Annotated in this window: 27 protein-coding genes and 1 riboswitch; of the genes, 20 read left to right on the top strand and 7 right to left on the bottom strand. The window is 61.4% G+C overall.

What is annotated here, in order from left to right:
- The first annotated feature begins 37 nt into the window (after positions 1-37).
- Positions 38-766 (top strand): dienelactone hydrolase family protein, encoded by a 729-nt coding sequence (locus tag K0F88_RS15600; protein WP_219095621.1) that lies wholly within the window; start codon positions 38-40, stop codon positions 764-766.
- Between the two features lie 159 nt (positions 767-925).
- Here the strand turns inward: K0F88_RS15600 and K0F88_RS15595 are convergent, their stop codons facing one another.
- Both K0F88_RS15595 and K0F88_RS15590 read right to left on the bottom strand, forming a co-directional pair.
- Positions 926-1,786, bottom strand: a complete 861-nt coding sequence (locus K0F88_RS15595) for a pirin family protein (RefSeq protein WP_219095620.1) — start codon at positions 1,784-1,786, stop codon at positions 926-928.
- Positions 1,787-1,847: 61 nt separating this feature from the next.
- The gene (locus tag K0F88_RS15590; protein WP_219095619.1) at positions 1,848-2,264 is read right to left on the bottom strand and encodes an OsmC family protein; all 417 of its coding nucleotides are present in this window, start codon (positions 2,262-2,264) and stop codon (positions 1,848-1,850) included.
- Positions 2,265-2,406: 142 nt separating this feature from the next.
- Here K0F88_RS15590 and K0F88_RS15585 point away from each other — a divergent pair, with 142 nt between their 5' ends.
- From K0F88_RS15585 to K0F88_RS15575, 3 genes are all read left to right on the top strand, one after another.
- Positions 2,407-3,417, top strand: a complete 1,011-nt coding sequence (locus K0F88_RS15585; protein ID WP_219095618.1) for an amidohydrolase family protein — start codon at positions 2,407-2,409, stop codon at positions 3,415-3,417.
- A 147-nt stretch (positions 3,418-3,564) separates the two neighbouring features.
- Complete coding sequence (locus K0F88_RS15580) at positions 3,565-4,941, top strand: pyridoxal-phosphate dependent enzyme (protein WP_219095617.1); 1,377 nt, start codon at positions 3,565-3,567, stop codon at positions 4,939-4,941.
- Positions 4,938-6,116: a PLP-dependent aspartate aminotransferase family protein gene (locus K0F88_RS15575; RefSeq protein ID WP_219095616.1), complete on the top strand. Its 1,179-nt coding sequence runs from the start codon at positions 4,938-4,940 to the stop codon at positions 6,114-6,116. The genes K0F88_RS15580 and K0F88_RS15575 overlap by 4 nt, the downstream gene beginning before the upstream one ends.
- Before the next feature lie 63 nt (positions 6,117-6,179).
- On the opposite strand, the gene K0F88_RS15570 is transcribed toward K0F88_RS15575, so the two are convergent.
- The 3 genes from K0F88_RS15570 to purM are packed head-to-tail and all read right to left on the bottom strand — an operon-like array spanning position 6,180 to position 8,610.
- On the bottom strand, positions 6,180-6,893 hold the full coding sequence (locus K0F88_RS15570; RefSeq protein ID WP_219095615.1) for a DUF3108 domain-containing protein: 714 nt from the start codon (positions 6,891-6,893) through the stop codon (positions 6,180-6,182).
- Between the two features lie 8 nt (positions 6,894-6,901).
- Positions 6,902-7,552, bottom strand: a complete 651-nt coding sequence (gene purN / locus K0F88_RS15565; RefSeq protein ID WP_219095614.1) for a phosphoribosylglycinamide formyltransferase — start codon at positions 7,550-7,552, stop codon at positions 6,902-6,904.
- On the bottom strand, positions 7,552-8,610 hold the full coding sequence (gene purM / locus K0F88_RS15560) for a phosphoribosylformylglycinamidine cyclo-ligase (RefSeq protein ID WP_010456810.1): 1,059 nt from the start codon (positions 8,608-8,610) through the stop codon (positions 7,552-7,554). Before purM ends, purN begins: the two co-directional genes overlap by 1 nt.
- A gap of 383 nt (positions 8,611-8,993) precedes the next feature.
- Here purM and K0F88_RS15555 point away from each other — a divergent pair, with 383 nt between their 5' ends.
- The 6 genes from K0F88_RS15555 (at position 8,994) to K0F88_RS15530 (ending at position 14,372) form a co-directional block, all read left to right on the top strand.
- Positions 8,994-10,052, top strand: coding sequence for a DUF2066 domain-containing protein (locus K0F88_RS15555; RefSeq protein WP_219095613.1), 1,059 nt, complete (start codon positions 8,994-8,996; stop codon positions 10,050-10,052).
- A gap of 38 nt (positions 10,053-10,090) precedes the next feature.
- On the top strand, positions 10,091-11,164 hold the full coding sequence (locus tag K0F88_RS15550) for an AI-2E family transporter (RefSeq protein ID WP_219095612.1): 1,074 nt from the start codon (positions 10,091-10,093) through the stop codon (positions 11,162-11,164).
- Between the two features lie 230 nt (positions 11,165-11,394).
- Positions 11,395-12,099: a DnaA regulatory inactivator Hda gene (hda, locus tag K0F88_RS15545; protein WP_010456804.1), complete on the top strand. Its 705-nt coding sequence runs from the start codon at positions 11,395-11,397 to the stop codon at positions 12,097-12,099.
- 214 nt (positions 12,100-12,313) lie between these two features.
- The gene (locus K0F88_RS15540) at positions 12,314-12,940 is read left to right on the top strand and encodes a C40 family peptidase (protein ID WP_219095611.1); all 627 of its coding nucleotides are present in this window, start codon (positions 12,314-12,316) and stop codon (positions 12,938-12,940) included.
- 219 nt (positions 12,941-13,159) lie between these two features.
- Complete coding sequence (locus K0F88_RS15535; protein ID WP_094471323.1) at positions 13,160-13,696, top strand: C40 family peptidase; 537 nt, start codon at positions 13,160-13,162, stop codon at positions 13,694-13,696.
- A 22-nt stretch (positions 13,697-13,718) separates the two neighbouring features.
- Positions 13,719-14,372, top strand: coding sequence for an O-methyltransferase (locus K0F88_RS15530; RefSeq protein ID WP_094471324.1), 654 nt, complete (start codon positions 13,719-13,721; stop codon positions 14,370-14,372).
- Positions 14,373-14,491: 119 nt separating this feature from the next.
- On the opposite strand, the gene K0F88_RS15525 is transcribed toward K0F88_RS15530, so the two are convergent.
- Both K0F88_RS15525 and K0F88_RS15520 read right to left on the bottom strand, forming a co-directional pair.
- Complete coding sequence (locus K0F88_RS15525; RefSeq protein WP_219095610.1) at positions 14,492-15,805, bottom strand: sorbosone dehydrogenase family protein; 1,314 nt, start codon at positions 15,803-15,805, stop codon at positions 14,492-14,494.
- Between the two features lie 67 nt (positions 15,806-15,872).
- The gene (locus K0F88_RS15520; protein ID WP_094471326.1) at positions 15,873-16,457 is read right to left on the bottom strand and encodes a hypothetical protein; all 585 of its coding nucleotides are present in this window, start codon (positions 16,455-16,457) and stop codon (positions 15,873-15,875) included.
- Between K0F88_RS15520 and K0F88_RS32435 the strand changes: the two genes are divergently transcribed.
- The 10 genes from K0F88_RS32435 to cobC all read left to right on the top strand — a co-directional run bounded on the left by K0F88_RS32435 (position 16,456) and on the right by cobC (position 25,226).
- On the top strand, positions 16,456-16,590 hold the full coding sequence (locus K0F88_RS32435; RefSeq protein WP_257605258.1) for a hypothetical protein: 135 nt from the start codon (positions 16,456-16,458) through the stop codon (positions 16,588-16,590). The genes K0F88_RS15520 and K0F88_RS32435 overlap by 2 nt on opposite strands.
- Before the next feature lie 22 nt (positions 16,591-16,612).
- Positions 16,613-16,844: riboswitch (cobalamin riboswitch) on the top strand.
- An 80-nt stretch (positions 16,845-16,924) separates the two neighbouring features.
- Positions 16,925-17,536 carry a cob(I)yrinic acid a,c-diamide adenosyltransferase gene (gene cobO / locus K0F88_RS15515; protein ID WP_010456792.1) on the top strand — a complete coding sequence of 204 codons (612 nt, stop codon included), beginning with the start codon at positions 16,925-16,927 and terminating at the stop codon, positions 17,534-17,536.
- Between the two features lie 10 nt (positions 17,537-17,546).
- Positions 17,547-18,947 carry a cobyrinate a,c-diamide synthase gene (locus K0F88_RS15510; RefSeq protein WP_219095609.1) on the top strand — a complete coding sequence of 467 codons (1,401 nt, stop codon included), beginning with the start codon at positions 17,547-17,549 and terminating at the stop codon, positions 18,945-18,947.
- Complete coding sequence (bluB, locus tag K0F88_RS15505; protein ID WP_219095608.1) at positions 18,944-19,594, top strand: 5,6-dimethylbenzimidazole synthase; 651 nt, start codon at positions 18,944-18,946, stop codon at positions 19,592-19,594. The genes K0F88_RS15510 and bluB overlap by 4 nt, the downstream gene beginning before the upstream one ends.
- The gene (gene cbiB / locus K0F88_RS15500; RefSeq protein WP_219095607.1) at positions 19,591-20,499 is read left to right on the top strand and encodes an adenosylcobinamide-phosphate synthase CbiB; all 909 of its coding nucleotides are present in this window, start codon (positions 19,591-19,593) and stop codon (positions 20,497-20,499) included. Before bluB ends, cbiB begins: the two co-directional genes overlap by 4 nt.
- Positions 20,492-21,484 (top strand): threonine-phosphate decarboxylase CobD, encoded by a 993-nt coding sequence (gene cobD, locus K0F88_RS15495; RefSeq protein ID WP_219095606.1) that lies wholly within the window; start codon positions 20,492-20,494, stop codon positions 21,482-21,484. The genes cbiB and cobD overlap by 8 nt, the downstream gene beginning before the upstream one ends.
- Positions 21,481-22,932: a cobyric acid synthase gene (locus tag K0F88_RS15490; protein ID WP_219095605.1), complete on the top strand. Its 1,452-nt coding sequence runs from the start codon at positions 21,481-21,483 to the stop codon at positions 22,930-22,932. Before cobD ends, K0F88_RS15490 begins: the two co-directional genes overlap by 4 nt.
- Positions 22,933-23,080: 148 nt before the next feature.
- The gene (gene cobU / locus K0F88_RS15485; protein WP_219095604.1) at positions 23,081-23,602 is read left to right on the top strand and encodes a bifunctional adenosylcobinamide kinase/adenosylcobinamide-phosphate guanylyltransferase; all 522 of its coding nucleotides are present in this window, start codon (positions 23,081-23,083) and stop codon (positions 23,600-23,602) included.
- Positions 23,599-24,654: a nicotinate-nucleotide--dimethylbenzimidazole phosphoribosyltransferase gene (gene cobT / locus K0F88_RS15480; protein ID WP_219095603.1), complete on the top strand. Its 1,056-nt coding sequence runs from the start codon at positions 23,599-23,601 to the stop codon at positions 24,652-24,654. Before cobU ends, cobT begins: the two co-directional genes overlap by 4 nt.
- Positions 24,651-25,226, top strand: coding sequence for an alpha-ribazole phosphatase family protein (gene cobC / locus K0F88_RS15475; protein WP_219095602.1), 576 nt, complete (start codon positions 24,651-24,653; stop codon positions 25,224-25,226). The genes cobT and cobC overlap by 4 nt, the downstream gene beginning before the upstream one ends.

Genomic DNA, 25,226 nt, shown 5'->3' with positions numbered 1-25,226 from the left:
GTTTTTTCATTCTGGTGTCTTTTACTGGGAGTTAGTCATGAGCCAAATCACTGTTCGTTCCGTCGCTTATCAGATTGATGGCCAGGCGTATGAAGGCCGTCTGGCGTTCGATGCCGATCACAAAAGCCCGCGTCCCGGTCTGTTGATGGCGCCGAACTGGATGGGTGTCAGTGCCGGTGCCGAAGAGATCGCCAAGTCGGTGGCGGCCAAAGGTTATGTGGTGCTGATCGCCGACCTGTACGGCCAGGCGGTGCGTCCGCAGAACGCCGACGAGGCGGGTGCTGCGATGATGCCGCTGAAGAACGACCGCGGGTTGCTGCGTCAGCGCATGCAAGCGGCGTTCGAACAGTTGCAAGGGCAGGGCGAGGCGGCGGTTGATACCTCGAAACTCGCGACCTTCGGTTTCTGCTTCGGCGGTTGTTGCGCACTGGAACTGGCCCGCACGGGCGCGCCGGTAAAAGCGGCGGTTTCGTTCCATGGCACCTTGGATACGCCGAACGTCAGCGATGCGAAAACCATTAAGGGCTCGGTGCTGGTGCTGCACGGCGCATCCGACCCGTTGGTGCCGAAAGAGCAATTGCCGGCGTTTGAAGAGGAAATGAATGCGGCGGGCGTGGATTGGCAACTGCTGAGCTACGGTGGCGCGGTGCATTCGTTTACTGACCCGCATGCGAACGTGCCGGGCAAGATGATGTATGACGCGAAGACGGCAAGGCGGGCGTTTACATTGATGCACAATCTGCTGGATGAAGTGTTTAGCGGCTGATAGCTGTTTCAGCCTTGGCACCGTCGTTGGCAGGGCTGGCCTCATCGCGGGCAAGCCTGCTCCCACAGTGAATTGTGTCGTATGCAACTTTTGAATACGACTCGGCAAACTGTGGGGGCGGGCTTGCCCGCGATGGCGGAATGACTGACGCAGAAGAACTTAAGGCAGTTCAATCCGCTCAACTTCCCCCGGCACCGTCGGCCAGTCCCCGGCCGCCCAGCGTCGCCGCGCTTCATCGATCGCCGCCGGATCGCTCGCCACGAAATTCCAGTTGATTCGCCGCGGCCCGTCCAGCGGTGCGCCGCCAAACAGCACGGCATGACAATCGCTCTCGGCGAACAATGTCATTTCCTCTCCGGCAGGCAGCACCACCAACGCATGCGGCTCCAGCAGTTCGCCATCAAGCTGTGCTTCGCCACTCAGCACATACAGCGCCCGCTCTTCATGCTCGGTCGGGATCAGCAAGGTGGTTGCGGTTTGCAGGTTCAACTCCGCATACAACGTAGGAGAAAGCACCGGCACCGGCGAATCCAGGCAAAAGCCTGACCCGGCAATCATACGGATCTTCACGCCAAGGTTATCGCTGACCGGCAACGTCGCCGCCGGATGATGGCTGTAGTGGCCAGGCCCCTGTTCCTGTTCCTTGGGAGAGGCGAGCCAAACCTGCAAGCCGTGCATCGTGAAGCCGCTTTCCTTCAAGGCTTCAGGCGTGCGTTCAACGTGAGCAATCGCGCTGCCCGCCGTCATCCAGCTGACATCGCCGGCGTCGACCACCTGATCGGAGCCGAGGCTGTCCTTGTGCTGGATTTTTCCTTCAAACAAATAGGTGAGGGTGGACAGGCCAATGTGCGGGTGCTGACGGATGTTCATGCCTTTTCCCGCTGCATAACGGGTTTCGAGCATGTGGTCAAAAAATACGAAAGGCCCGACGCTGCGGCATTTGGCCGACGGCAGCGGGCGCAAAATCGGTTGGCCCTCCACATCTTCGGCGCGGGGGCGGATCACGAGTGGCGTGTTCATGGTGCATTCCAGGCTGAGCGGGCGACGCGTGGAGCATAACCCGCTTGTGCAGCCCTTGCCGCTATTGGCTGAAGGCACCTTCGGACAGATGGGTTTCGATGCTCACCTCGGTGCTGGTCATCAGCTTGTGGACCGGGCAGCGGTCGGCCACGCGGTGCAACTCGTCGCGCTGGGCGTCGGTGAGCACACCCTTGAGGGTCAGTTTGACGTGCAGGGCATATTTGCCTTTCTGCTCTTCGCTGTTGTCACGTTTGACTTCGACCGTGACGCCGGTCAGCGGGATGTCTTTTTTCTTTGCGTACATCTTCAATGTCAGGGCCTTGCAGGCACCCAGGGCAGCGTCGAAGTAGTCGTGTGGCTCAGGGGCCGTGCCTTCGCCGCCGGACGTGGTCGGTACATCGGCAAAGAGTTCATGGTCATCGATCTGTACGCTGTGGCGAAAACCTTCGGCGGAAACGGTATTGACGGTAACGGTCATGGGGAGCCTCCCAGGCTAAAAAGTCATTCGATCAAAATGGACCTCGAAGTTATAGAGCATTCCTGATGATGCGCGTTCCACTTTCTTACCGGCTGAACCGTCTCGAGTGTGCGGAGGTCTACGTTTCTCCTGCCCCCGGAGAATGCCCGTGCCCTTGTTTCGTTTGAGCCTTGCCTGTTTGTTGGCGCTATCCAGTGCTCACGCCACTGCACGTGAATACGCTTACAGCGACGCGCACCTGCATTACGTGGACTTTTTCCAGGAAACCGCCGGCATGCCGGCATTGCTCAAGGCCATGGACGACAATGCCATTGATCATGTGATGATTTCCGGGATCCCGGTGGCGAAGAAATGGCACGAAGACGAACCGAAGCGCCCGCGCTATTACGCCGGTGATGATGCCGATGCCTATTGGTACAGCGCGACGGATGTGATCGTCGCGGCAGCGGTAAACAAATTGACGCCCGAGCAGCGCCAGCGTTTTCACCCGTTCCTGTCCGGCTTCAACCCCAACGACAAAAACTCCGCAGCGCATATCCAGCGCATGCTCGATCTCAATCCGGGGCTGTGGCAGGGGATCGGCGAAGTGTTTACCCGCCATGACGACCTGACCGCGCTGACCTCCGGCGATACGCCACGGGCCAACAACGAGGCGATGACACGGATCTATCACCTCGCGGCCGAGAACGATTTGCCGGTGATGCTGCACTCCAACATCACCTCCAAGCGTGAGAAGAATCCGTTGTACCTATCGGAAGTCGAGGAGCCGCTGCGTAATCATCCGCATACGCGATTCATTTGGGCCCACGCAGGCACCAGCGCCGAGGTCCATCGGCATCAAACCCAACTGGATTTTCTGTTGCCGACTCTGACCCGAATGCTCGAAGCCTACCCCAATCTGTACATCGACCTGTCCTGGAGCATGCTGACGCCTTACCTGCTGGATGAGCGGGGCACGCCTTCAGAAGCCTGGCTGAAACTGGTGGAGCGCTTCCCGGATCGCTTCATGCTCGGCTCTGATGTGGTGGGACGTTTCAACAAGCTGGGTAAGGAAATGCGCAGCTTCGATCCGTTTCTCGACGCCTTGCCCAAGCAGGTTGCGAGAAAAGTCGCGCGGGATAATTTTCTGTCGATTCTGCCGCGCAACCGTTAAGGCGGCGACGCTACCGGTTGGCTGCGCACGGTTGCGGATAGCGCATTCCCTGCCTATGTTCCTTGCGAGGCATTACTGGTGACTGGCGCGCAATAAAGCCGCAGGTTGCTGTCCATCCAGTGCGGATTCTCGCAGCGAGGTAACGACATGCCAAACGACTCCCGCCCTGCCGTGCTTGAACTGATCGGCAATACGCCACTGGTGCGCGTCAGCCGCTTCGATACCGGCCCGTGTACGCTGTTTCTCAAACTCGAATCACAGAACCCCGGCGGATCGATCAAGGACCGCATCGGTCTGGCAATGATCGACGCCGCCGAACGCGATGGCCGTCTGCAACCCGGCGGCACCATCGTCGAAGCCACCGCCGGCAACACTGGCCTTGGCCTGGCCCTGGTCGGCCGTGCCAAAGGTTATCGAGTGGTGCTGGTGGTGCCAGACAAAATGTCCACTGAGAAGGTCTTGCACCTCAAGGCCATGGGCGCCGAGGTGCACATCACCCGCTCCGACGTCGGCAAGGGCCATCCCGATTACTATCAGGACGTGGCGGCGCGGCTGGCGCAGGAGATTCCCGATGCCTTCTTCGCCGACCAGTTCAACAACCCGGCCAACCCGCTGGCCCACGAGTGCAGCACCGCGCCGGAGATCTGGGCACAGACCCAGCACGATCTGGACGCCATCGTCGTCGGCGTCGGTTCGGCTGGCACGCTGACCGGGCTGACGCGCTTCTTTCAACGTGTGCAACCGAACCTCGAAATGGTGCTCGCCGATCCGGTCGGTTCGGTGATGGCCGAGTACAGCCGCAGCGGCATCCTCGGCAAGGCGGGTTCATGGGCAGTGGAGGGCATCGGTGAGGATTTCATTCCGTCGATTGCCGACCTTTCCAGTGTGCGCCACGCCTATTCGATCAGCGACGAGGAAAGCTTCGATCATGCCCGCCAACTGCTGCGCGCCGAAGGCATTCTCGGCGGTTCCTCGACCGGCACTTTGCTGGCGGCGGCGCTGCGTTACTGTCGCGAGCAGACCGAGCCGAAACGAGTGGTCAGCTTCGTCTGCGACACCGGCACCCGCTACCTGTCGAAGGTCTACAACGACCAGTGGATGAATGATCAGGGCCTGCTGCAATACAAGCGCTACGGCGACCTGCGCGATCTGATCGCGCGGCGGTTCGAGGATGGCCGGGTGATCAGCGTCGGCCCCGACGACACGCTGCTCACTGCCTTCCAGCGCATGCGCCTGGCCGATGTCTCGCAACTGCCGGTGCTGGCGGACGGAAAGCGGCTGGTCGGCGTGATCGACGAGTCCGATATTCTGCTGGGCGTGCACGAAGACGCTTCGCACTTGCGCATGCCCGTGGCCAGCGCCATGACTGACAAGTTGCAAACCCTGCCGGCAAACGCCAGTCTGGCCGAACTGCAGGCGGAGCTCGATCGTGGGCTGGTGGCGATCATCGCCGACGCTTCGGGCTTCCATGGCCTGATTACGCGAGTCGACCTGCTCAATCACTTACGGAGATCGCTTACATGAGTCAGCACGATGAATCCGGCGCGCCCCGCGCCTTCGGCACCCGTGTGATCCATGCCGGACAGACACCGGATCCTTCCACCGGGGCGCTGATGCCGCCGATCTACGCCAACTCCACGTATTTGCAGCAGAGCCCCGGCGTACACAAGGGTTTCGACTATGGGCGCTCGCACAACCCGACGCGCTTTGCGCTGGAGCGTTGCGTGGCGGACCTTGAGGGCGGAACCCGGGCGTTCGCCTTCGCCTCCGGGCTGGCGGCGATTTCCACGGTGCTCGAATTACTCGATGCCAACGCGCACATTGTCTCCGGCAACGACCTGTACGGCGGGACATTCCGGCTGTTCGACAAAGTCCGTCAGCGCAGTGCCGGGCATCGCTTCAGCTACGTCGACCTGACCGACCTGTCCGCCTTCGAAGCGGCGTTGCAGGACGACACGCGGATGGTCTGTGTCGAGACGCCGAGCAATCCTCTGCTGCGCCTTTCTGATCTTGCCGCCATTGCACGCATCTGCCGCGAGCGCGGCATCCTCTGTGTCGCCGACAACACCTTCGCCAGCCCGTGGATTCAACGCCCGCTGGAGCTGGGTTTCGATATCGTGGTGCACTCGACGACCAAGTACCTGAACGGCCACTCCGACGTGATCGGCGGCATCGCGGTGGTCGGGCAGAACGCCGAACTGGCCGAGCGCCTGGGCTTTTTGCAGAACGCGGTGGGCGCCATCGCCGGGCCGTTTGACGCGTTCCTCACCCTGCGCGGCGTGAAGACCCTGGCGCTGCGCATGGAGCGCCATTGCAGTAACGCGCTGGAGCTTGCGCAATGGCTGGAGCGTCAGCCGCAGGTGGCACGCGTTTACTATCCGGGCTTGCCGTCGCACCCGCAGCACGAATTGGCACGACAGCAGATGCGTGGATTCGGCGGGATGATTTCCCTCGACCTGAACAGCGACCTGGCCGGCGCCAGACGCTTCCTCGAGAATGTTCAGATATTTGCCCTGGCCGAGAGCCTGGGCGGGGTGGAAAGTCTGATCGAGCACCCGGCAATCATGACGCATGCCACCATCCCCGCAGACACCCGCGCGCAACTCGGGATCGGCGATGCACTGGTGCGTTTGTCCGTGGGGGTCGAGGACGTCGAGGACCTGCGCGCCGACCTGGCCCAGGCGCTGTCGCGGATTTGACGTTCAGCAGGCATAAAAAATCCGGAATCCTTGTCGGATTCCGGATTTTTGTGTCGAGCGGGATCAGCTGCCTTTGACAGCCTTGCCGTTGACCTTACCGTCGAGGAGCATGATGTTGTACTCCTTGCCGTCGGTTTCGACCTGTTGCAGGCGAACAAGCAGGTAATCCCAGTCCTTGGCGAACCACAGGACGGTGATGCGCTTGCTTTGCGTCGGGTCGCGCACGCGCTCGACCTTGATCGCATCGATCTGACCGGCCTTGGTGTCGACTTTTTCCGAGCCCAGCACGCGGAAGTCATACGTATCGACTTCGCCATCATCGACGACCTGATAGCTCATGCTTTTCTTGCCAGCGGCTACGTCATGCTGCAAGGCCAGTTGATAGGTGGATTTGTCGACCATGCCGCGATTGAGCGGGATCTTGACCGCCTCACCGCGATCGGTGCCGGTGACCATCTTGTTGGTCCAGTCGAAGTCCAGGTCGGCTTTCTTGGCTTTACCCAGACCACCGCGTTCGAAGTGGTAGGACTGGGGCAGTAACGTGTCCTTGTCCAGGGTCAGGGTGCTTTCTTCAGTCAGGCTGGCGATCATCATCGAGGCCTTGAAACTGAGCTTCCAGACGCCGTTGGCACCCTGGGTCAGGCTGCGTTCAGCCGTGCCACTCATGGGCAGCTGCTTCCAGTCGGCGGTGTAGCTGGCGGAGAAAGGTTGAAGTTCTGAAGCCTGCGCAAAAGGCAGGGCAAACAGAGCGCAAGCGAAGAGCAAGGCGCGACGCATAAAATCTCCTAGTTTCGAATCAAGTGGCCGCTGGCCGCGAGTAACTTTCCATCCAGTAAAGCACCTTGTTCACCGAGCGATAAACGGCCTTCGGCAAACCAGCGTACAGCCATCGGGTAGATCAGGTGCTCCTGAGCATGGACCCGCTGCGCCAGACTCTGCGGCGAATCGTGCAACTCTACCGGTATTACTGCCTGTACGACCAGTGGTCCGCCATCAAGTTCCTCGGTGACGAAGTGTACGGAGCAGCCATGTTCCGTGTCGCCGGCTTCCAGCGCGCGCTGATGAGTGTGTAACCCTTTGTATTTGGGTAGCAGCGAGGGGTGGATGTTGAGCAGGCGACCCGCGTAGTGGCGCACGAAGTCAGCGCTGAGGATGCGCATGAAACCGGCCAGTACCACGAGTTTGGGGTTGAAGGCGTCGATCAGTTCGATCAGCGCGGCATCGAAGGCTTCGCGACCTTCGAAAGCTTTGTGATCCAGGGAGCGGGTGTCGATACCCGCGTCCCTGGCGCGTTGCAGGCCGTAAGCGTCGGCGCGGTTGGAAATCACCGCGGCGATGCGGACCGGGCTGTCGCCGGTCCGCGTGCTGTCGATCAAGGCCTGCAAGTTACTGCCGGTGCCGGACAACAGCACCACCACATCACAGGTCTGGGACATCAATGAGCCTTGAGGTTCTTCAGTTCTACCTGGGCCGCGCCTTCGGCAGCGGTGGCGATCTGACCGATAACCCAAGGCTGCTCGCCGGCTTCACGCAGGACGTTCAGCGCCGTCTCGACGTGTTCCTGGGCAACGCAGATGACCATGCCGACGCCGCAGTTCAGCACGCGATGCATTTCGTTTTCGTCGACGTTGCCTTTCTCTTGCAGCCAGTCGAATACGGCAGGACGGGTCCAGCTCGCGACGTCAACCACGGCTTGGGCGCCTTTTGGCAGTACGCGCGGGATGTTGTCGAGCAGGCCGCCACCGGTGATGTGGGCCATGGCTTTGACCGCGCCGGTGTCCTTGATCAGCTTGAGCAGCGGCTTCACGTAGATGCGGGTCGGGGCCATCAGCAGGTCGGTCAGCGGTTTGCCGTCGAGCTGGATGTTTTCGATGTCGGCACCGGACACCTCGATGATCTTGCGGATCAGCGAGTAGCCGTTGGAGTGCGGGCCGGAAGACGGCAGGGCGAGCAGGGCATCGCCGGCAGCGACTTTCGAACCGTCGATGATTTCGGATTTTTCCACGACGCCGACGCAGAAGCCGGCCAGGTCGTAGTCTTCGCCTTCGTACATGCCAGGCATTTCAGCGGTTTCGCCGCCGACCAGGGAGCAGCCGGACAGTTCACAGCCAGCGCCGATGCCCGTCACGACCTGGGTCGCAGTTTCGACGTTCAGCTTGCCGGTGGCGTAGTAATCGAGGAAGAACAGCGGCTCGGCGCCGCAGACCACCAGGTCGTTCACGCACATGGCCACCAGGTCGATGCCGATGCTGTCGTGCTTGTTCAGGTTCAAGGCCAAGCGCAGCTTGGTGCCCACGCCGTCGGTGCCGGAAACCAGCACGGGCTGCTTGTAGCCGGCCGGGATTTCGCAGAGGGCGCCGAAACCGCCCAGGCCGCCCATGACTTCCGGGCGCGCAGTGCGCTTGGCGACGCTCTTGATGCGTTCGACCAATGCTTCACCGGCGTCGATGTCTACACCGGCGTCCTTGTAGCTCAGGGAGGGTTGCTTGCTCATGATCCAGGCCTTTAGGGGGGATTCAGGGGTAACGACCGAGTCCAGTGGGACCGCCGAAATAAACGAAGGCGAGCGCCTTGCACGAATTTCAGGGTGCCCGGCTGTTGCCGGTCTGCGAAGGCGCGCGATTTTATCAGGCTTGAAGGGCAGCGGCCATCCTCACGCCGACGGCAGGGGCATATCGGCTGAAAAAAACCGGTATTGTCCGTGTTGGTCGCCGCCTCGATGGCTGTATAAGGTATCGCGATTAACCGTCTATCGTTAGGACAGTGCGAAAACTTAGTCAGATCGTGGTGAATGTTTTGCGCAGGGATGTGGTCACAGCCTTGCTCGATCATCTTCATGCGGTCTGTTCCAGCCGCTCTCGTCGTCAGGAATCTTCCATGCGTTTTTTTTCCAGATTTTTATTTGCAGGCTGTTTGTCACTGGTCAGCCTGGCGAGTCATGCCGAAACCGTTAAAGGCCTGTATCAAGTGCGCGAGCCTGTTAGCAGTCAATCGACTGAGGAGCGCGATCAGGCGACCCAGCGCGCGCTGGACACCTTGGTGCTGCGCCTGACCGGCGATCCCAAGGCTGTGCAAAGTCCGGGGTTGGCGGCGCTGCGCAAAGATCCGCAACAAATCATCAGTCAATACGGTTTCGACGCTGGCCCGCCGGAAGTGCTGAAAGTCGATTTCGACCCGGCCAGTACCGAACAAGCCTTGCGCCGCGCCGGGTTGTCTTTGTGGGGGGCGAATCGGCCGTCGATCTTGAGTTGGTGGTTGAACGACTCCGCCGAGGGATCGAGCCTGGTGGGCGATGGTCAGGCCAGCGCCGCGCCGTTGCGTCGCGCGGCACAACACCGTGGTCTGCCGTTGCGTCTGCCATTGGCGGACCTGAGTGAGCAACTGGTCGCTACGGCGCCGAACCTTGAAGGCACGGATGCCACGCCGCTGCGCGCAGCATCGGACCGTTACAACGCTGACGCCTTGCTCGCGGTGCATGCCCGTGAAGAGGGCGGCCAGTGGCAGGCCAAGTGGAATTTCTGGTTGGGCGACAAGAAAGAGGCGGGCAGCGTACAAGGGGCGGATCAGGCTGCTGTGGCCGATGCGGTGATGCTGGCTGTCAGTGAGCGTCTGGCACCGCGGTTTGTCGTCAAGCCGGGGGCGTCGGGCGAACAATTGCTGGAAGTGCAGGGCATGAACCTGGAGCGCTACGCCGCCCTTGGGCGCTTGCTGGAGCCTTTTGGTGCGCGCCTGCAAACGGTCGACGGCGAGCGCATTCTTTATCGGGTCAATGGCAGCGCCGAGCAGTTACGCTCGCAACTGTCCCTGGCGAAGTTGCAGGAGGTTCCGGCCGGTGAGGCGCCTGCACCGGCAGCGCCTGCGCAGCCAGCCGAGGGTGCGGCGCCGGTCGTTGCGCCAACACCGGCGCCGGTGCCGCAGCTGAGATTCCGTTGGTAACGTTTTCTTTCTTTATATAGATGCATATGGAGTGGTACATGGCCGATACGCGGCGTTGGTTCTGGTTGGGTGGGGTGGTTCTGCTCTGCGTGTTTGTCTGGTTGTTGCATCCGATCCTGACGCCCTTTCTGGTCGCGTTGCTGCTGGCGTATCTGTTCGATCCGCTGGTGGATCGGCTGGAAAAGGCCGGCTTGTCACGTACCTGGGGCGTGGTGGCGGTGTTTGCGTTGTTCACCTTGATCTTCACCACATTGCTGTTGGTTCTGGTGCCGATGCTCGCCAAGCAGTTGTTTCGCTTGTATGAACTGGCGCCGCAGATGCTCGACTGGCTGCAGCACACCGCACTGCCGTGGGCGCAATCAAAATTCGGACTGTCGGATAACTTCTGGAAGTTCGACAAGCTCAAGGCCGCGATCAGCGAACACATGGGCCAGACCACCGACATCGTCGGGGTGGTGCTGAGTCAGGCGACGGCGTCCGGGCTGGCGCTGATTGGCTGGCTGGCAAATCTGGTGCTGATCCCTGTCGTGAGTTTCTACCTGCTGCGGGACTGGGACCTGATGATGGCCAAGATCCGCAGCCTGCTGCCCCGTGATCGTGAAGAACGCGTCGTGACACTCGCGGGCGAATGCCATGAAGTGCTCGGTGCATTCGTTCGCGGGCAGTTGCTGGTGATGCTGGCGCTGGGCGTGATCTATGCCGCGGGCTTGATGCTGGTGGGGCTGGAACTGGGGCTATTGATCGGTCTGATCGCAGGTCTGGCGGCCATTGTGCCGTACATGGGGTTTGTCATCGGGATCGGCGCGGCGTTGATCGCCGGCCTGTTCCAGTTCGGTGGCGATTTGTATCCCATGATTGGCATCGTCGCGGTGTTCATGGTCGGGCAGGCACTGGAAGGCATGGTGCTGACGCCGCTGCTGGTGGGCGATCGTATCGGCCTGCACCCGGTGGCGGTGATCTTCGCCATTCTGGCGGGGGGCGAACTGTTCGGCTTTACCGGCGTGTTACTGGCGTTGCCGGTGGCGGCGGTGATCATGGTGCTGGTGCGCCATGTGCAAGATTTGTATAAGGACTCTGATATCTACAGCGGTGTCGACGAACCGCAGCTATAAGAGTCGTTGAAGTCCTGTGGCGGGCGGCCTGGTTGCATGCCAGGTCGGCCCGTATCCCCCGCACTGCTGTCACATGCGCCGCCAAAGAAACTGTCATCAAACCAGGGCGTTAACGCAAACCTTTGATTTTGCTTGTGGTCTGTCGCATTGTGCGACCCGCCTCACGGGTATAAACTTCGCAAACTTTACACAGAGGCCACTAACGGTTCCTTTGGAACTGTTCAGTCAGCATGAAACCGATTCAGCTGCCCCTAGGTGTGCGTCTGCGTGATGACGCTACCTTTATCAACTACTACCCAGGCGCCAATGCCGCTGCACTCGGCTATGTCGAGCGGCTATGCGAAGCCGACGCCGGCTGGACCGAAAGCCTGATTTATCTCTGGGGCAAGGACGGGGTAGGGCGCACGCACTTGTTGCAGGCAGCCTGCCTGCGCTTCGAACAACTGGGGGAGCCGGCGGTGTATCTGCCGCTGGCCGAGCTGCTGGACCGCGGCATCTCGATCCTCGACAACCTCGAACAATACGAACTGGTCTGCCTTGATGATTTGCAGGCGGTGGCCGGCCGGGCGGATTGGGAAGAGGCGCTGTTCCATCTGTTCAATCGTCTGCGCGACAGCGGTCGGCGTCTGCTGATTGCTGCATCAACCTCGCCACGGGAATTGCCGGTGAAACTGGCTGACCTGAAATCGCGCCTGACCCTGGCACTGATCTTCCAGATGCGTCCGCTCTCCGACGAAGACAAATTGCGCGCCTTGCAACTGCGCGCCTCCCGTCGCGGCCTGCACCTGACCGATGAAGTCGGGCATTTTATCTTGACTCGCGGTACCCGCAGTATGAGCGCGCTTTTCGAGCTGCTTGAACGTCTCGATCAGGCCTCCCTTCAAGCTCAGCGCAAGCTGACGATCCCGTTCCTCAAAGAAACTCTAGGCTGGTAAAACCTAAGCCTGGCGGGGGTTTTGACATGTTTCAGGCGCCAGAAAATCCGCTTTCCTACAGGGTTGCAGGCTGCGCGAGTGTCTAAATGGGGCTTAAGCGCTTAGATGTAATCGCGAAACCGGGAAGTCACATAAAGTTCGATTGAATTTGCAAATGAGGATGATAGCGGGCATAGTCTCGGCTTCTTTACAACTATCAGCCACGGTCGTGCCCATGCTAAAGCGCTTCGCACCCCTCGTGCCTCTCGCACTCGTCACCCTGTTGTTCGGTTGCGCTGCCCACTCCCCAGTGACTCAGCAAGAGCAACAACAGCAGGTCAAGAATTCAGTTACAGCGCAGTCTTCTTCCGTTCTTTTCCAGGAAGAGCTGGCCACCGATAAGGAACTGGCAGACTTCGCCGATGGCAAGTCGTACCAGCTTCCAGTTCTGGCCGACAGCATCCTCGAGCGTGGCATGTCCCTGATCGGTACCCGTTACCGTTTCGGCGGTACCTCCGAGGCTGGCTTCGATTGCAGCGGTTTCATCGGTTATCTGTTTCGTGAAGAAGCCGGCATGAACCTGCCGCGCTCCACTCGCGAAATGATCAACGTCGACGCTCCGCTGGTTGCTCGCAGCGCGCTGAAGCCGGGTGATCTGCTGTTCTTCGCCACCAATGGTCGTCGCGGTCGTGTCAGTCACGCCGGGATCTACCTGGGTGACAATCAGTTCATCCACTCCAGCAGCCGAAAAAGCGGTGGTGTCCGGGTCGATAGCCTGGGCGACAGCTACTGGAGCAAGACCTTCATCGAAGCCAAGCGCGCTCTCGCGATGGCCCCGACCGTGGTCACTGCACGCAAATAAGGCTTAATCTGTCGCCACGTTGGTGGTGACAACTGCCTCTTCGCAATGAAGTAGGCGGACAGTTTGTAAGGCGAACTTAAAGTCTTACTTGAAGTTTGGCGTATAGCCGCTAGAATCCAGATCTATTATTGATGGCAAACCGCCTGCGTCCTGCGCAGGCGGTTTTCTTTTCTGTCTTCCCGGCAGAAAAAGCCGCAGCCAGATCAGGATGTTCTGCTTATGACGATGTCGGCCCGCCTCGCAATCATGTTCTTCGCAGCGCTGCTCAGCGCCTGCGCCAGTCGCACACCGCCACCTGCGCCGGTGGTTCGCGCGCCCATTGTTTTCGGTAACCCGCAACCCTTTTCCCCCGAGGCAGAAGACGTGCTGTTCCGTGCGCTGGGTCTGGTGGGCACGCCGTATCGTTGGGGTGGCAACACGCCGGATTCGGGCTTCGATTGCAGCGGCCTGATCGGTTACGTCTACCGTGACGTCACCGGTATTTCCCTGCCGCGAACCACCCGCGAAATGATCAGCATGCAGGCGGCCAGCGTCGGCAAGGAAGGCTTGCAAACCGGTGACTTGATCTTCTTTGCCACCAATGGCGGCTCCCAGGTCAGCCATGCCGGTATCTACGTCGGCGAAGGCCGCTTCGTTCATGCGCCGGCCACTGGCGGCACGGTGAAGCTGGACAGCCTGTCCAAGGCTTACTGGCAGAAGGCTTATCTGAGCGCCAAGCGCGTTCTGCAGCCTGAACACCTGGCGCGTAACCCGTAGCGTCCTGTCCGAAGAGGTTGTCATGACCGCTCGCACTCTCAATCTCGACGATGCCCTGTATCAATACCTGCTCGACGTTTCCCTGAGGGAAACGCCGCTGCTCAAGCGCTTGCGCGATGAAACCCAGGCGATGCCCATGGCGCGCTGGCAGGTAGCGCCGGAGCAGGGGCAGTTCCTCGCGTTACTGGTCAAACTCATTGGCGCCAAGCGCTTGCTGGAAGTCGGCACTTTTACTGGTTACAGCGCTTTGTGCATGGCCGCTGCGTTGCCAGAGGGCGGTTCGCTGATCTGCTGTGATATCCCTGGCGACTACAACGCTATCGCACGCCGTTATTGGCAGGAAGCGGGGCTGGCCGAGCGCATTGACCTGCGTCTGGCGCCCGCGCAGGAAACGCTCGCCATGCTGGATCAGCCGGGGCAATTCGACCTGATCTTCATTGATGCCGACAAGTCCAACTATCCGCACTATCTGGAGCATGCCCTGCGTCTGCTGCGGGTCGGCGGGCTGGCGGTGTTCGATAACACGCTGTGGAGTGGGCGAGTGCTTGAGGAGAATCCCGAGAGCGCAGACACCCGAGCCATCCAGGCGCTCAATCGCGCCTTGAAGGATGACGCGCGTGTGGATCTGTCGTTGTTGCCGTTGGGTGATGGGCTCACGCTTTGTCGTAAACGCTAAACGCGAAGCCCTTGTGGGAGCGAGCCTGCTCGCGATAGCGGTGCGTCAGGCAACATCATTGCTAGCTATGCTGACGCAATCGCGAGCAGGCTCACTCCCACAAGGGATATGTGTTGCAGTTACTTCGTGGCCGACACCCGCCACACCTTGTTCCCCACATCATCGGCCACCAGCAAATCGCCCTGCTGATCAATCACCACTCCCACGGGCCGGCCCATGGCTTTCTCATCGTCATTGAGGAACCCTGTCAGTACATCAACCGGCTGCCCGGTCGGCTTGCCTCCCGCGAACGGGACGAAAATAACTTTATAACCACTGTGCGGCTTGCGGTTCCATGAGCCGTGCTGGCCGATGAAGGCGCCTTCCTTGAATTGCGCGGGAAGTGTGTTGCCCTCGGCAAACGACAGGCCCAGCGATGCGGTATGCGGGCCGACCGCATAATCCGGCGCAATGGCCTTGGCCACCAGATCAGGGTTTTGCGGCTCGACGCGAATATCGACATGCTGGCCGTAGTAGCTGAAGGGCCAGCCGTAGAACCCGCCGTCCTTCACCGACGTGATGTAGTCCGGCACCAGGTCGCTGCCGATTTCGTCTCGCTCATTGACCGCCGTCCACAGGGCGCCGGTCTGAGGTTCCCAGGCCAGGCCGTTTGGATTACGAATCCCCGAAGCGAAGATCCGGTGATTGCCGGTGGCGCGATCCACTTCCCAGATCGCCGCGCGACCTTCTTCCTGATCCAGACCGTTTTCGCCGACGTTGCTGTTGGAGCCGACCGTGACGTACAGCTTGCTCCCGTCCTTGCTGGCGATAACGTTTTTGGTCCAGTGGTGATTCAGCGTGCCACCCGGCAGGTCGACCACCTTGATCGGCTGCGACTTGATCGCGGTGTCGCCATTTTCATAGTGAAAGCGCAGCAAGCGGTCGGTGTCGGCGACGTACAGGTCGTTGCCGACCAGGGTCATGCCGAAGGGCGAATTGAGGTTTTCCAGGAACACCGTGCGGGTTTCGGCGATGCCGTCGTGGTCCTTGTCCCGCAGCAACGTGATGCGGTTGGGGCTGGGGACGCCGGCACCGGCACGGCCCATGACTTTGCCCATCACCCAGCCGCGAATGCCTTTGCCATCATCAGGTTTCGGTGGCGCGTTGGTTTCGGCCGCCAGCACATCGCCGTTGGGCAGCACGTAGAGCCAGCGCGGGTGATCGAGCCCTTCGGCAAATGCCGCCACTTGAGTGCCCGCCGCAGCGGTGGGTTTCGCGCCATCCGGCCAGCCGATCGCCGGGGCGATGTTCACCGTCGGGATCAGGGTCTTGTTCGGTTCGGGCAGCTTGGGTGACGGGCCGGTGCCGTCGGAGACTTGCAGGCTGGAGGTTTCGCCACAGGCGGCGAGCCCTCCGGCGAGCACGATGACGAGAACGAGCTGGGGCTTGCGCATGCTGGTCTTCCCTATGAGTGCATTGTCTTAATCATAGAGAAGCTTAAGCACGCGATGGTTCAACCGGTCAGCCGCGGGCTTCCTTGAGCAGCACAGCGATGCCGGGGTGATAGTTGCCGGCTTCGTTGCGCAACTTGCGGTAGGCGTATGGGAAATACCAGGCCACGGCGCAGCTGTGTTCCTTTTGCAGGTCGTCGACCATGTCCTGGAGTTCTTCCGGCGTCGCGCTCTGCTGGGCCTTTTGAGGCGCAACGAACAGGCAGCCGAGTTTCAGGTCGCTGGAATAGCTGATGCGTTTGGCGTCGCTGGTGATGTCCTGCAGCGCCTGGGTCAGGTTCAGGTTATTAACCCGCGGCCAGCGTTGCGTGGTCTGGAGGTAGGCGCGCTCTTCAGTGGAGGCGATAAACAGGTCGGCGCGGCTGTTGCGTTCGCCTTCTTCGTTCTGTTTACGGGTCGGCGTTTGTTGCAGCGTGACCATTTCCGCCATCCACGCTGCGGCGGAGAGCAGGCCAAGGTTGGCTTTCTCGTCGTACCAATATGGCGTGTCGTTATCGCCGCGCACGGCGTTGTAGCGGTCGATACAGTCAAACCAGCGTTCCAGCACCGGTCGCAGGAATTCCAGCCTCGGATTGCTGATGATCATGCCTTGCATGTTGCTCACCCTTGTAATTGTGTTGTTGGGTTTGTGGCGCTTTGATATCACTGCTGACAGTGTGGTGCAAGATGGGCGTCAGGTAATTGATGGGCGGCAGTATATCGAGCGCTCGCGCTTTGTCTTCAATTGACGCTCCACCCCCAACCCTCTAACCTTCGCGGCTTGTTTCAGGTGCTCTGTGGCGATGGCCGACAGAGTGAAACAGGGAAGCCGGTGAGTGACTATCGCCAAGCGACGAAACGTCACGATCCCGGCCCTGCCCCCGCAACGGTAAATGAGTGAACACTGCGTCTTGAGCCACTGTGTCGACTGACATGGGAAGGCGCGCAGTCCGGCGCGAGCCGCTCATGAGCCCGGAGACCGGCCTGATTCATCCAACGGCATCACGGTGGGCGATGCCAGGCTTCTTGCCGTCTATTCTTGTGCCTGCCCGCCGTTATCCAGCCTCAACGGAGAGCTCCCCCATGACTGATTCCCCTGATCGTGACGAACGCCACCTGGCGCGCATGCAGCGCAAAAAAGCCGTCATCGACGAACGCATCGCCAACTCGCCGAATGAGTGCGGCCTGCTGCTGGTGCTGACTGGCAACGGCAAAGGCAAGAGCAGCTCGGCCTTTGGCATGCTCGCCCGGTCCATGGGCCACGGCATGCAGTGCGGCGTGGTGCAGTTCATCAAGGGCCGTAACAGCACTGGCGAAGAGCTGTTCTTCCGGCGCTTTCCGGAGCAGGTGCGTTTTCATGTGATGGGCGAGGGCTTCACCTGGGAAACCCAGGACCGTCAGCGTGACATCGCCGCCGCCGAGGCCGCGTGGGCGGTGTCCCAGGAGCTGTTGCGTGACCCGTCGATCGGTCTGGTGGTGCTGGATGAGTTGAACATCGCCCTCAAGCACGGCTACCTCGACCTCGATCAGGTACTCAGTGATTTGCAGGCGCGTCCGCCGATGCAACACGTGGTGGTCACCGGTCGCGGCGCCAAACCAGAGATGATCGAACTGGCCGACACGGTCACCGAAATGGGCGTGATCAAGCACGCGTTCCAGGCCGGGATCAAAGCGCAAAAAGGCGTCGAGTTGTGAGCTGCACTTTATGAACAGCCATCGTCAATGCCCAGCGGTATTGATTGCCGCGCCGGCCTCCGGTCAGGGCAAGACCACCGTCACCGCCGCGCTGGCCCGTTTGCACCGCAATCAGGGGCGCAAGGTCCGCGTGTTCAAATGCGGCCCGGACTTTCTCGACCCGATGATTCTCGAGCGCGCCAGCGGTGCGCCGGTGTATCAACTGGACATGTGGATGGTCGGCGAGCAGGAAAGTCGTCGTCTGTTGTGGGAAGCGGCCGGGGAGGCCGACCTGATCCTCATCGAAGGCGTCATGGGCCTGTTCGACGGTACGCCGTCCAGCGCTGACCTGGCGCGGCACTTCGGTGTGCCGGTGCTCGGGGTGATCGACGGCACGGCCATGGCGCAGACCTTTGGTGCGCTGGCGTTGGGGCTGGCGAAGTATCAGCCGGACCTGCCGTTTGCCGGTGTATTGGCCAATCGCGTGGGCACGCTGCGTCATGCGCAATTGCTCGAAGGCAGCCTGACTGAAGGCTTGCGCTGGTATGGCGCCTTGTCGCGGGAAACCGGGATCGAATTGCCGAGTCGGCATCTCGGTCTGGTCCAGGCCAGCGAGTTGAACGATCTCGACCTGCGCCTCGATGCGGCGGCCGAATCGCTGGCCAGCAGTTGCGATGTGGCGCTGCCGCCCGCCGTGGAATTCGCCGGACCCGACGTGATCGCCGCCGAGCCTTTGCTTAAAGGCATCCGAATTGCCGTGGCCCGTGATGAAGCGTTCGCCTTCACCTACGGCGCGAGCCTGGATTTGCTGCGGGCCATGGGCGCCGAATTGCTGTTCTTCTCGCCGATCCGCGATGTTGATTTGCCGGAAGCTGACAGCCTTTATCTGCCGGGCGGTTATCCGGAACTGCACCATGTGGCGCTGTCGCAGAACACCCCGATGCTCGACGCGATCCGCGCCCATCATGCTGCCGGCAAGCCGTTGCTGGCCGAGTGTGGCGGGATGTTGTACCTGCTCGATTCATTGACCGATGTCGAAGGCACTCGCGCTGAACTGGTGGGCTTGCTCAAAGGTGATGCGGTGATGCAAAAGCGTCTGGCCGCGTTGGCGTTGCAAGCGGTTGAGTTGCCGGAAGGTTCGCTGCGTGGGCACACCTATCACCATTCGTTGACCAGCACCGAACTTGAGCCGATTGCTCGTGGGCTGAGTCCGAATGGCGGGCGTGGGGCGGAGGCGGTTTATCGTGAGGGGCGGATGACGGCTTCTTACGTGCATTTTTATTTCCCGTCGAATCCTTCGGCGGTTGCCGCACTGTTTGCGCCCAACTGTGAGGACGCCTTCGCGAGCAAGCCCGCTCCCACAGTTGAAGATGTGTTGTCTGAAAAAACGCGGTCCACTGTGGGAGCGGGCTTGCTCGCGAAGAGGCCATGACCGACAACGCATTCAGCAAGGCCGAACGCGAAGCGGTGTACCGGGCCATTGCCGAACGTCGCGACATGCGCCACTTCAGCGGCGGCACGGTCGAGCCGTCGTTGTTACGACGCCTGCTCGAAGCCGCCCATCAGGCCCCCAGCGTCGGCCTGATGCAGCCCTGGCGCTTCATCCGCATCAGCGACCGGGCCCTGCGCGGCAAGATCCAGCAGCTGGTGGAAGAAGAACGCATCCGCACCGCCGAAGCCCTCGGCGAGCGCACCGACGAATTCATGAAGCTCAAGGTCGAAGGCATCAATGACTGCGCCGAGGTGTTGGTCGCCGCGCTGATGGACGATCGCGAGCGCCACATCTTCGGTCGACGCACCTTGCCGGAAATGGACATGGCCTCGTTGTCCTGCGCGATCCAGAACCTCTGGCTGGCCTCCCGAGCCGAAGGTCTGGGCATGGGCTGGGTGTCGCTGTTCGAGCCGCAAGCGCTGGCGGACCTGTTGGGTTTGCCGCCCGGGGCCAAGCCGTTGGCGGTTCTTTGCCTCGGCCCGGTCAAGGAATTCTATCCGGCGCCGATGCTGGTACTCGAAGGGTGGGCGCAGGCGCGTCCGCTCAGTGAGTTGCTGTATGAAAATTATTGGGGAGTGAGTCAATGAGTGTGGCGTTATTGAGTGTCGCCGCGGTTGCGCTGGACGCGCTGCTGGGTGAACCCAAACGCTGGCATCCGCTGGTGGCGTTCGGCCGTTTTGCCGACCGCATCGAGCAACGTTTCAACGGTGAGGGACGTGGCTGGCGCAGCCATGGCGTCACCGCGTGGGTGATCGCGGTCGTGCCGCTGACCTTGCTCGCCACGGCGTTTTCCTGGGCGCCTTATGTCGGCTGGATTGTCGAAATTCTCGCGCTCTATTGCGCCCTCGGCATGCGTAGCCTCGGTGAGCACGTCGAGCCGGTGGCCAAGGCTTTGCGCAGTGATGATCTGGACGAAGCCCGCAAGCGCGTGGGTTATTTGGTCAGCCGTCAGACCGCCGAACTGGATAAAACCGAAGTGGCCCGCGCCGCCACTGAATCAGTCCTGGAGAACGGCAGCGACGCGGTATTCGCTGCGCTGTTCTGGTTTGCCGTGGCCGGCGCGCCCGGCGTGGTGCTCTATCGCTTGAGCAACACCCTGGATGCCATGTGGGGTTATCGCAACGAACGCTTCGAACGTTTCGGTTGGGCGGCGGCGAAGATCGACGACGTCCTCAACTACATTCCTGCGCGCCTGGTGGCGTTGACCTACGCGCTGCTGGGCAAAACCCGACTGGCGTTGAAATGCTGGCGCACCCAGGGCCCAACCTGGGACAGCCCCAACGCCGGGCCCGTCATGGCGGCCGGCGCCGGTGCGCTCGGCGTCGAGTTGGGCGGGGCGGCGATCTATCACGGTGAACTGCATCAGCGTCCGCAACTGGGCGAAGGCGTGCCGGCGGATGCCGATTCCATCGACCGTGGCTGGCAATTGGTTCAGCGCGGGGTATGGTTATGGCTGCTGATTCTCTGCGTGGGAGCTGAATTCTATGCTTGAGCACGGTGGTCGCTTGCGCAAGGCAGCGCTCGAATACGGCATTGCTGAAGCTGACTGGCTGGACCTGTCCAGCGGCCTCGCGCCGTGGCCATTCCCGATCCCGGACATTCCGTCGCGCGCCTGGGCTCGCTTGCCGGAAACCGATGACGGTCTGGAGCAGGCCGCTTGCGATTTTTACGGCACCGGACAGGTGCTGCCGGTGGCCGGTTCGCAAATGGCCATCCAGTTGCTGCCGCGTTTGCGTCGGGCCGGTAAGGTCGGCGTGCTGTCGCCGTGTTACGCCGAACACGCGCACGCATGGCGCAGCAATGGTTACATCGTGCGCGAAGTGCTGGAGCAGGAAGTCGACTTCTATATCGACAGCCTCGACGTGCTGGTGGTGGTCAACCCGAACAACCCGACAGGCTTGAGCCTGAGCCCGAGTCGCCTGCTCGACTGGCACGCCCGACTGGCCTCGCGCGGCGGCTGGCTGGTGGTGGACGAAGCGTTCATGGACAACACGCCGGCGTTGAGCCTCGCACCGTTTGCCCATCAGGTCGGCCTGATCGTGCTGCGTTCCTTCGGCAAGTTTTTTGGCCTGGCCGGTGTGCGATTGGGCTTTGTGCTGGCCGAGCGCAAGTTGCTCAAGTTGCTCGCCGAGCAGGTGGGCCCGTGGGCGGTCAGCGGGCCGACACGCGTGTTGGGCCAAGCCTGTCTGCTGGACACCGAAGGCCACGCAAGGCAGCGCGCGCGCAGCGAAGAGGCCAGCAAACGCCTGGCGCTTTTGCTTGGGCAGTATGGTTTGCAGCCGCAGGGTGGTTGCGCCTTTTTTCAATGGCTGATGACCGAGCATGCCGAAGCGCTTCATGAATTCATGGCTCGGCGCGGCATCTTGCTGCGGTTGTTCAGCCACAACAGCAGCGTGCGTTTCGGCTTGCCGGCGGATGAAGCCGATTGGCGGCGTCTTGAGCAAGCGCTTCAAGCCTTCGTAAAGGACAACCAATGACAACGTTGATGGTGCAGGGCACCACTTCCGACGCCGGTAAAAGCACGCTGGTGACGGCGTTGTGTCGCTGGGTCACGCGTCAGGGTGTGCGCGTCGTGCCGTTCAAACCGCAGAACATGGCCCTTAACAGTGCCGTGACCGCCGACGGTGGCGAGATCGGCCGCGCCCAGGCGGTGCAGGCCCAGGCGGCCAACCTTGAACCGCACACCGACATGAATCCGGTGCTGCTCAAACCCAACAGCGACACCGGCGCCCAGGTCATCATTCATGGTCGCGCGGTCACGACCATGAACGCGGTCGCCTATCACGACTACAAAGCCATCGCCATGCAAGCCGTGCTGGCTTCCCATGAACGATTGAGCGCGGCGTATCCGGTGGTCATGGTCGAAGGCGCAGGCTCGCCGGCCGAGATCAATCTGCGTGCCGGCGACATTGCCAACATGGGCTTTGCCGAAGCGGTGGATTGCCCGGTGGTGTTGATCGCCGACATCAATCGCGGTGGGGTCTTTGCGCATCTGGTGGGCACGCTGGAACTGCTGTCGCCGACCGAGCAGGCGCGGGTCAAAGGCTTCATCATCAACCGATTTCGCGGCGACATCGCCTTGCTGCAACCCGGTCTCGATTGGCTGGAAGCGCGCACTGGTAAACCGGTGATCGGCGTGCTGCCGTATGTGATGGATTTGCACCTGGAGGCCGAGGACGGCATCGATCAGCGCCAGACCGACAAGGCTGAGCGCGTGCTCAAAGTGCTGGTGCCGGTGCTGCCGCGCATCAGCAACCACACCGATTTCGATCCGCTGCGCCTGCATCCGCAAGTCGACCTGCAATTCATCGGCCCCGGCCAGGCGATACCTGCGGCCGACCTGATCATTCTTCCCGGCTCCAAAAGCGTGCGCAGCGACCTCGTGTACCTGCGGGCCAATGGCTGGGACGCGGCCATCAATCGTCATCTGCGCTATGGCGGCAAAGTGCTGGGGATTTGCGGCGGCCTGCAAATGCTCGGTGAGCAAGTGCACGATCCGCTGGGCCTCGAAGGCGCGCCGGGTTCCAGTGCCGGCCTGGGTTTGCTGGCGTTCAAAACACAGCTCGAAGAAGAGAAGCAATTGCGCAATGTGCGCGGTCGCCTGGCGCTGGAGGATGCGCAGGTCAGTGGCTATGAAATCCATGCCGGGGTGACCACCGGGCCAGCGCTGGAAAACGCCGCGGTGCAGCTGGACGATGGTCGCTGCGATGGCGCGCAAAGTGTTGACGGGCAGATTTTCGGCACTTACCTGCATGGCCTGTTTGAATCCCCGGCGGCGTGCAGTGCGCTGCTACGCTGGGCGGGTTTGCAGGAGGTGCAGGAAGTGGATTACCACGGGTTGCGCGAGCGGGATATCGAGCGGTTGGCGGATTTGGTGGAGAAGCATTTGGATACCTCGCTGCTGCGTGGGCTCTGTGGGATTTGAGGTGGCTGTACTGGCCTCATCGCGAGCAAGCTCGCTCCCACAGGTTCCGTAGGTGGACCAAAAATCTGTGAACAGCCTCGATACCTGTGGGAGCGAGCTTGCTCGCGATGAGGCCTGTTGCCACACCGCCAATTAGAAGGTTATGACCATGCTGCAACTGATCCTCGGCGGCGCCCGCTCCGGCAAAAGCCGACTGGCTGAAAAACTTGCGTTAGACAGTCAACTCCAAGTGACTTACATCGCCACCAGCCAACCGCTGGACGGTGAAATGAACGAACGGGTCGCCCATCATCGGGCCCGTCGTCCGGTCGAATGGGCGTTGATCGAAGAGCCCATCGAACTCGCCCGCGTAGTGCGCGAAAGCGCCCACGCCGAGCGTTGTCTGCTGGTGGATTGCCTGACCCTGTGGATGACCAATCTGCTAATGCTCGACGATGCCGAACGTCTGAACGCAGAACGCGAAGCCTTGCTGGACTGCCTGGCGTCATTGCCGGGTGAAATCATTTTTGTCAGCAACGAGACCGGAATGGGTGTCGTGCCGCTGGGCGAATTGACTCGCCGCTATGTCGATGAAGCCGGTTGGCTGCATCAAGCCCTGGCCGAGCGCTGTCAACGTGTCGTCCTGACCGTCGCCGGTCTGCCCCTGACTTTGAAAGGAACTGCGTTATGACTCAATCCTGGTGGCTGAACCCGTGCAAGCCGATCGACGCGCAAGCCGTCGAGCAGGCGCAGGCACGTCAACAGCAGCTGACCAAGCCCGCCGGCTCACTCGGCCGACTGGAATCGGTGGCCGTGCAATTGGCGGGGCTGCAAGGGCAGGTCAAACCGAGTCTCGATCAGCTGTGGATTGCCATTTTTGCCGGCGATCATGGTGTGGTTGCAGAAGGCGTATCGGCGTTCCCTCAGGAAGTCACCGGGCAGATGCTGCACAACTTCGTCAGCGGTGGTGCGGCGATCAGTGTGTTGGCGCGCCAGCTTGGGGCCTCCCTCGAAGTGGTCGACCTTGGCACGGTAACGCCGTCGTTGAACCTGCCGGGCGTGCGTCATCTCAACATCGGCGCGGGCACCGCCAATTTCGTCGAAGGCCCGGCCATGACGGCTGCCCAGGGCGAACTCGCCTTGCAGGCCGGTCGCGACAGTGTGCAACGTGCGGTCGCCAATGGTGCGCAGTTGTTTATCGGTGGCGAGATGGGTATCGGCAACACCACGGCGGCCAGCGCCTTGGCCTGTGCCTTGCTCGATTGCCCGGTGGTGCATCTGGCCGGGCCGGGCACCGGTTTGAACGCGGCGGGGGTCAGCCACAAAGCCCTGGTCATCGAACGTGCCCTGGCATTACACGGCGCTCAGCGCGGTGATGCGATGCAAACCCTGTTCAACCTTGGCGGTTTTGAGATCGCGGCGCTGGTCGGTGCGTATTTGGCCTGCGCCCAGGAAGGTGTTGCGGTGCTGGTGGACGGCTTTATCTGCAGCGTCGCCGCGTTGGTGGCGGTGCGCTTGAACCCTGACTGCCGTGAGTGGCTGCTGTTCGGCCATCGCGGTGCCGAGCCGGGTCATCGTCATGTGCTGGAAACCCTCAATGCCGAGCCGCTGTTGGATCTGGAGCTGCGTCTGGGCGAGGGCAGTGGCGCTGCGTTGGCCGTGCCGTTGCTGCGTCTGGCCTGCGATCTTCACGGGCAGATGGCAACCTTCGCCGAAGCGGCGGTGGCGGATCGCCCGGCATGACGTTGCGACTGGATCTTCTGCGCCACGGGGAAACTGAACTCGGCGGCGGTTTGCGCGGCAGCCTCGACGATGCGCTGACCGACAAGGGCTGGGAGCAGATGCGCGCGGCGGTGGTCGAGCAAGGGCCGTGGGATCGGCTGATCAGTTCGCCGCTGCAACGTTGCGCGCGGTTTGCGGATGAACTCGGCGAACAGTTGGGGCTGCCCGTACACCTCGACAAGGATTTGCAAGAACTGCACTTCGGCGCCTGGGAAGGGCAGAGCGCGGCGGCGCTGATGGAGACTGACGCCGAGGGGTTGGGCCTGTTCTGGGCCGATCCGTATACCTTTACGCCGCCGGAAGGTGAGCCGGTCGAGGATTTCTCAACGCGGGTGCTGGCGGCGGTAGCGCGTCTGCACGCGGCGTATGCGGGTGAACGGATCTTGCTGATCAGCCATGGCGGCGTCATGCGTTTGTTGCTGGCTCAGGCACGTGGCTTGCCTCGTGAGCAGTTGTTGAATGTCGAGGTCGGCCATGGCTCGCTGTTTTCGTTGAGCGTCGAGTCAGGCGTCCTCCTTAAGGAAGCGATCTGA

The sequence above is a fragment of the Pseudomonas sp. UMAB-40 genome (assembly GCF_900095275.1).
Classification (GTDB): domain Bacteria; phylum Pseudomonadota; class Gammaproteobacteria; order Pseudomonadales; family Pseudomonadaceae; genus Aquipseudomonas; species Aquipseudomonas mandelii_B.
This window is presented reverse-complemented; position numbering and strand designations above follow the sequence as displayed.

Excerpts from the sequence above, each read along its gene's own strand:
- K0F88_RS15600 (WP_219095621.1), top strand. The coding sequence starts at position 38 with ATGAGCCAAATCACTGTTCGTTCCGTCGCTTATCAGATTGATGGCCAG.
- K0F88_RS15595 (WP_219095620.1), bottom strand. The coding sequence starts at position 1,786 with ATGAACACGCCACTCGTGATCCGCCCCCGCGCCGAAGATGTGGAGGGC.
- K0F88_RS15590 (WP_219095619.1), bottom strand. The coding sequence starts at position 2,264 with ATGACCGTTACCGTCAATACCGTTTCCGCCGAAGGTTTTCGCCACAGC.
- K0F88_RS15585 (WP_219095618.1), top strand. The coding sequence starts at position 2,407 with ATGCCCGTGCCCTTGTTTCGTTTGAGCCTTGCCTGTTTGTTGGCGCTA.
- K0F88_RS15580 (WP_219095617.1), top strand. The coding sequence starts at position 3,565 with ATGCCAAACGACTCCCGCCCTGCCGTGCTTGAACTGATCGGCAATACG.
- K0F88_RS15575 (WP_219095616.1), top strand. The coding sequence starts at position 4,938 with ATGAGTCAGCACGATGAATCCGGCGCGCCCCGCGCCTTCGGCACCCGT.
- K0F88_RS15570 (WP_219095615.1), bottom strand. The coding sequence starts at position 6,893 with ATGCGTCGCGCCTTGCTCTTCGCTTGCGCTCTGTTTGCCCTGCCTTTT.
- purN (WP_219095614.1), bottom strand. The coding sequence starts at position 7,552 with ATGTCCCAGACCTGTGATGTGGTGGTGCTGTTGTCCGGCACCGGCAGT.
- purM (WP_010456810.1), bottom strand. The coding sequence starts at position 8,610 with ATGAGCAAGCAACCCTCCCTGAGCTACAAGGACGCCGGTGTAGACATC.
- K0F88_RS15555 (WP_219095613.1), top strand. The coding sequence starts at position 8,994 with ATGCGTTTTTTTTCCAGATTTTTATTTGCAGGCTGTTTGTCACTGGTC.
- K0F88_RS15550 (WP_219095612.1), top strand. The coding sequence starts at position 10,091 with ATGGCCGATACGCGGCGTTGGTTCTGGTTGGGTGGGGTGGTTCTGCTC.
- hda (WP_010456804.1), top strand. The coding sequence starts at position 11,395 with ATGAAACCGATTCAGCTGCCCCTAGGTGTGCGTCTGCGTGATGACGCT.
- K0F88_RS15540 (WP_219095611.1), top strand. The coding sequence starts at position 12,314 with ATGCTAAAGCGCTTCGCACCCCTCGTGCCTCTCGCACTCGTCACCCTG.
- K0F88_RS15535 (WP_094471323.1), top strand. The coding sequence starts at position 13,160 with ATGACGATGTCGGCCCGCCTCGCAATCATGTTCTTCGCAGCGCTGCTC.
- K0F88_RS15530 (WP_094471324.1), top strand. The coding sequence starts at position 13,719 with ATGACCGCTCGCACTCTCAATCTCGACGATGCCCTGTATCAATACCTG.
- K0F88_RS15525 (WP_219095610.1), bottom strand. The coding sequence starts at position 15,805 with ATGCGCAAGCCCCAGCTCGTTCTCGTCATCGTGCTCGCCGGAGGGCTC.
- K0F88_RS32435 (WP_257605258.1), top strand. The coding sequence starts at position 16,456 with ATGTTGCTCACCCTTGTAATTGTGTTGTTGGGTTTGTGGCGCTTTGAT.
- K0F88_RS15520 (WP_094471326.1), bottom strand. The coding sequence starts at position 16,457 with ATGCAAGGCATGATCATCAGCAATCCGAGGCTGGAATTCCTGCGACCG.
- cobO (WP_010456792.1), top strand. The coding sequence starts at position 16,925 with ATGACTGATTCCCCTGATCGTGACGAACGCCACCTGGCGCGCATGCAG.
- K0F88_RS15510 (WP_219095609.1), top strand. The coding sequence starts at position 17,547 with ATGAACAGCCATCGTCAATGCCCAGCGGTATTGATTGCCGCGCCGGCC.
- bluB (WP_219095608.1), top strand. The coding sequence starts at position 18,944 with ATGACCGACAACGCATTCAGCAAGGCCGAACGCGAAGCGGTGTACCGG.
- cbiB (WP_219095607.1), top strand. The coding sequence starts at position 19,591 with ATGAGTGTGGCGTTATTGAGTGTCGCCGCGGTTGCGCTGGACGCGCTG.
- cobD (WP_219095606.1), top strand. The coding sequence starts at position 20,492 with ATGCTTGAGCACGGTGGTCGCTTGCGCAAGGCAGCGCTCGAATACGGC.
- K0F88_RS15490 (WP_219095605.1), top strand. The coding sequence starts at position 21,481 with ATGACAACGTTGATGGTGCAGGGCACCACTTCCGACGCCGGTAAAAGC.
- cobU (WP_219095604.1), top strand. The coding sequence starts at position 23,081 with ATGCTGCAACTGATCCTCGGCGGCGCCCGCTCCGGCAAAAGCCGACTG.
- cobT (WP_219095603.1), top strand. The coding sequence starts at position 23,599 with ATGACTCAATCCTGGTGGCTGAACCCGTGCAAGCCGATCGACGCGCAA.
- cobC (WP_219095602.1), top strand. The coding sequence starts at position 24,651 with ATGACGTTGCGACTGGATCTTCTGCGCCACGGGGAAACTGAACTCGGC.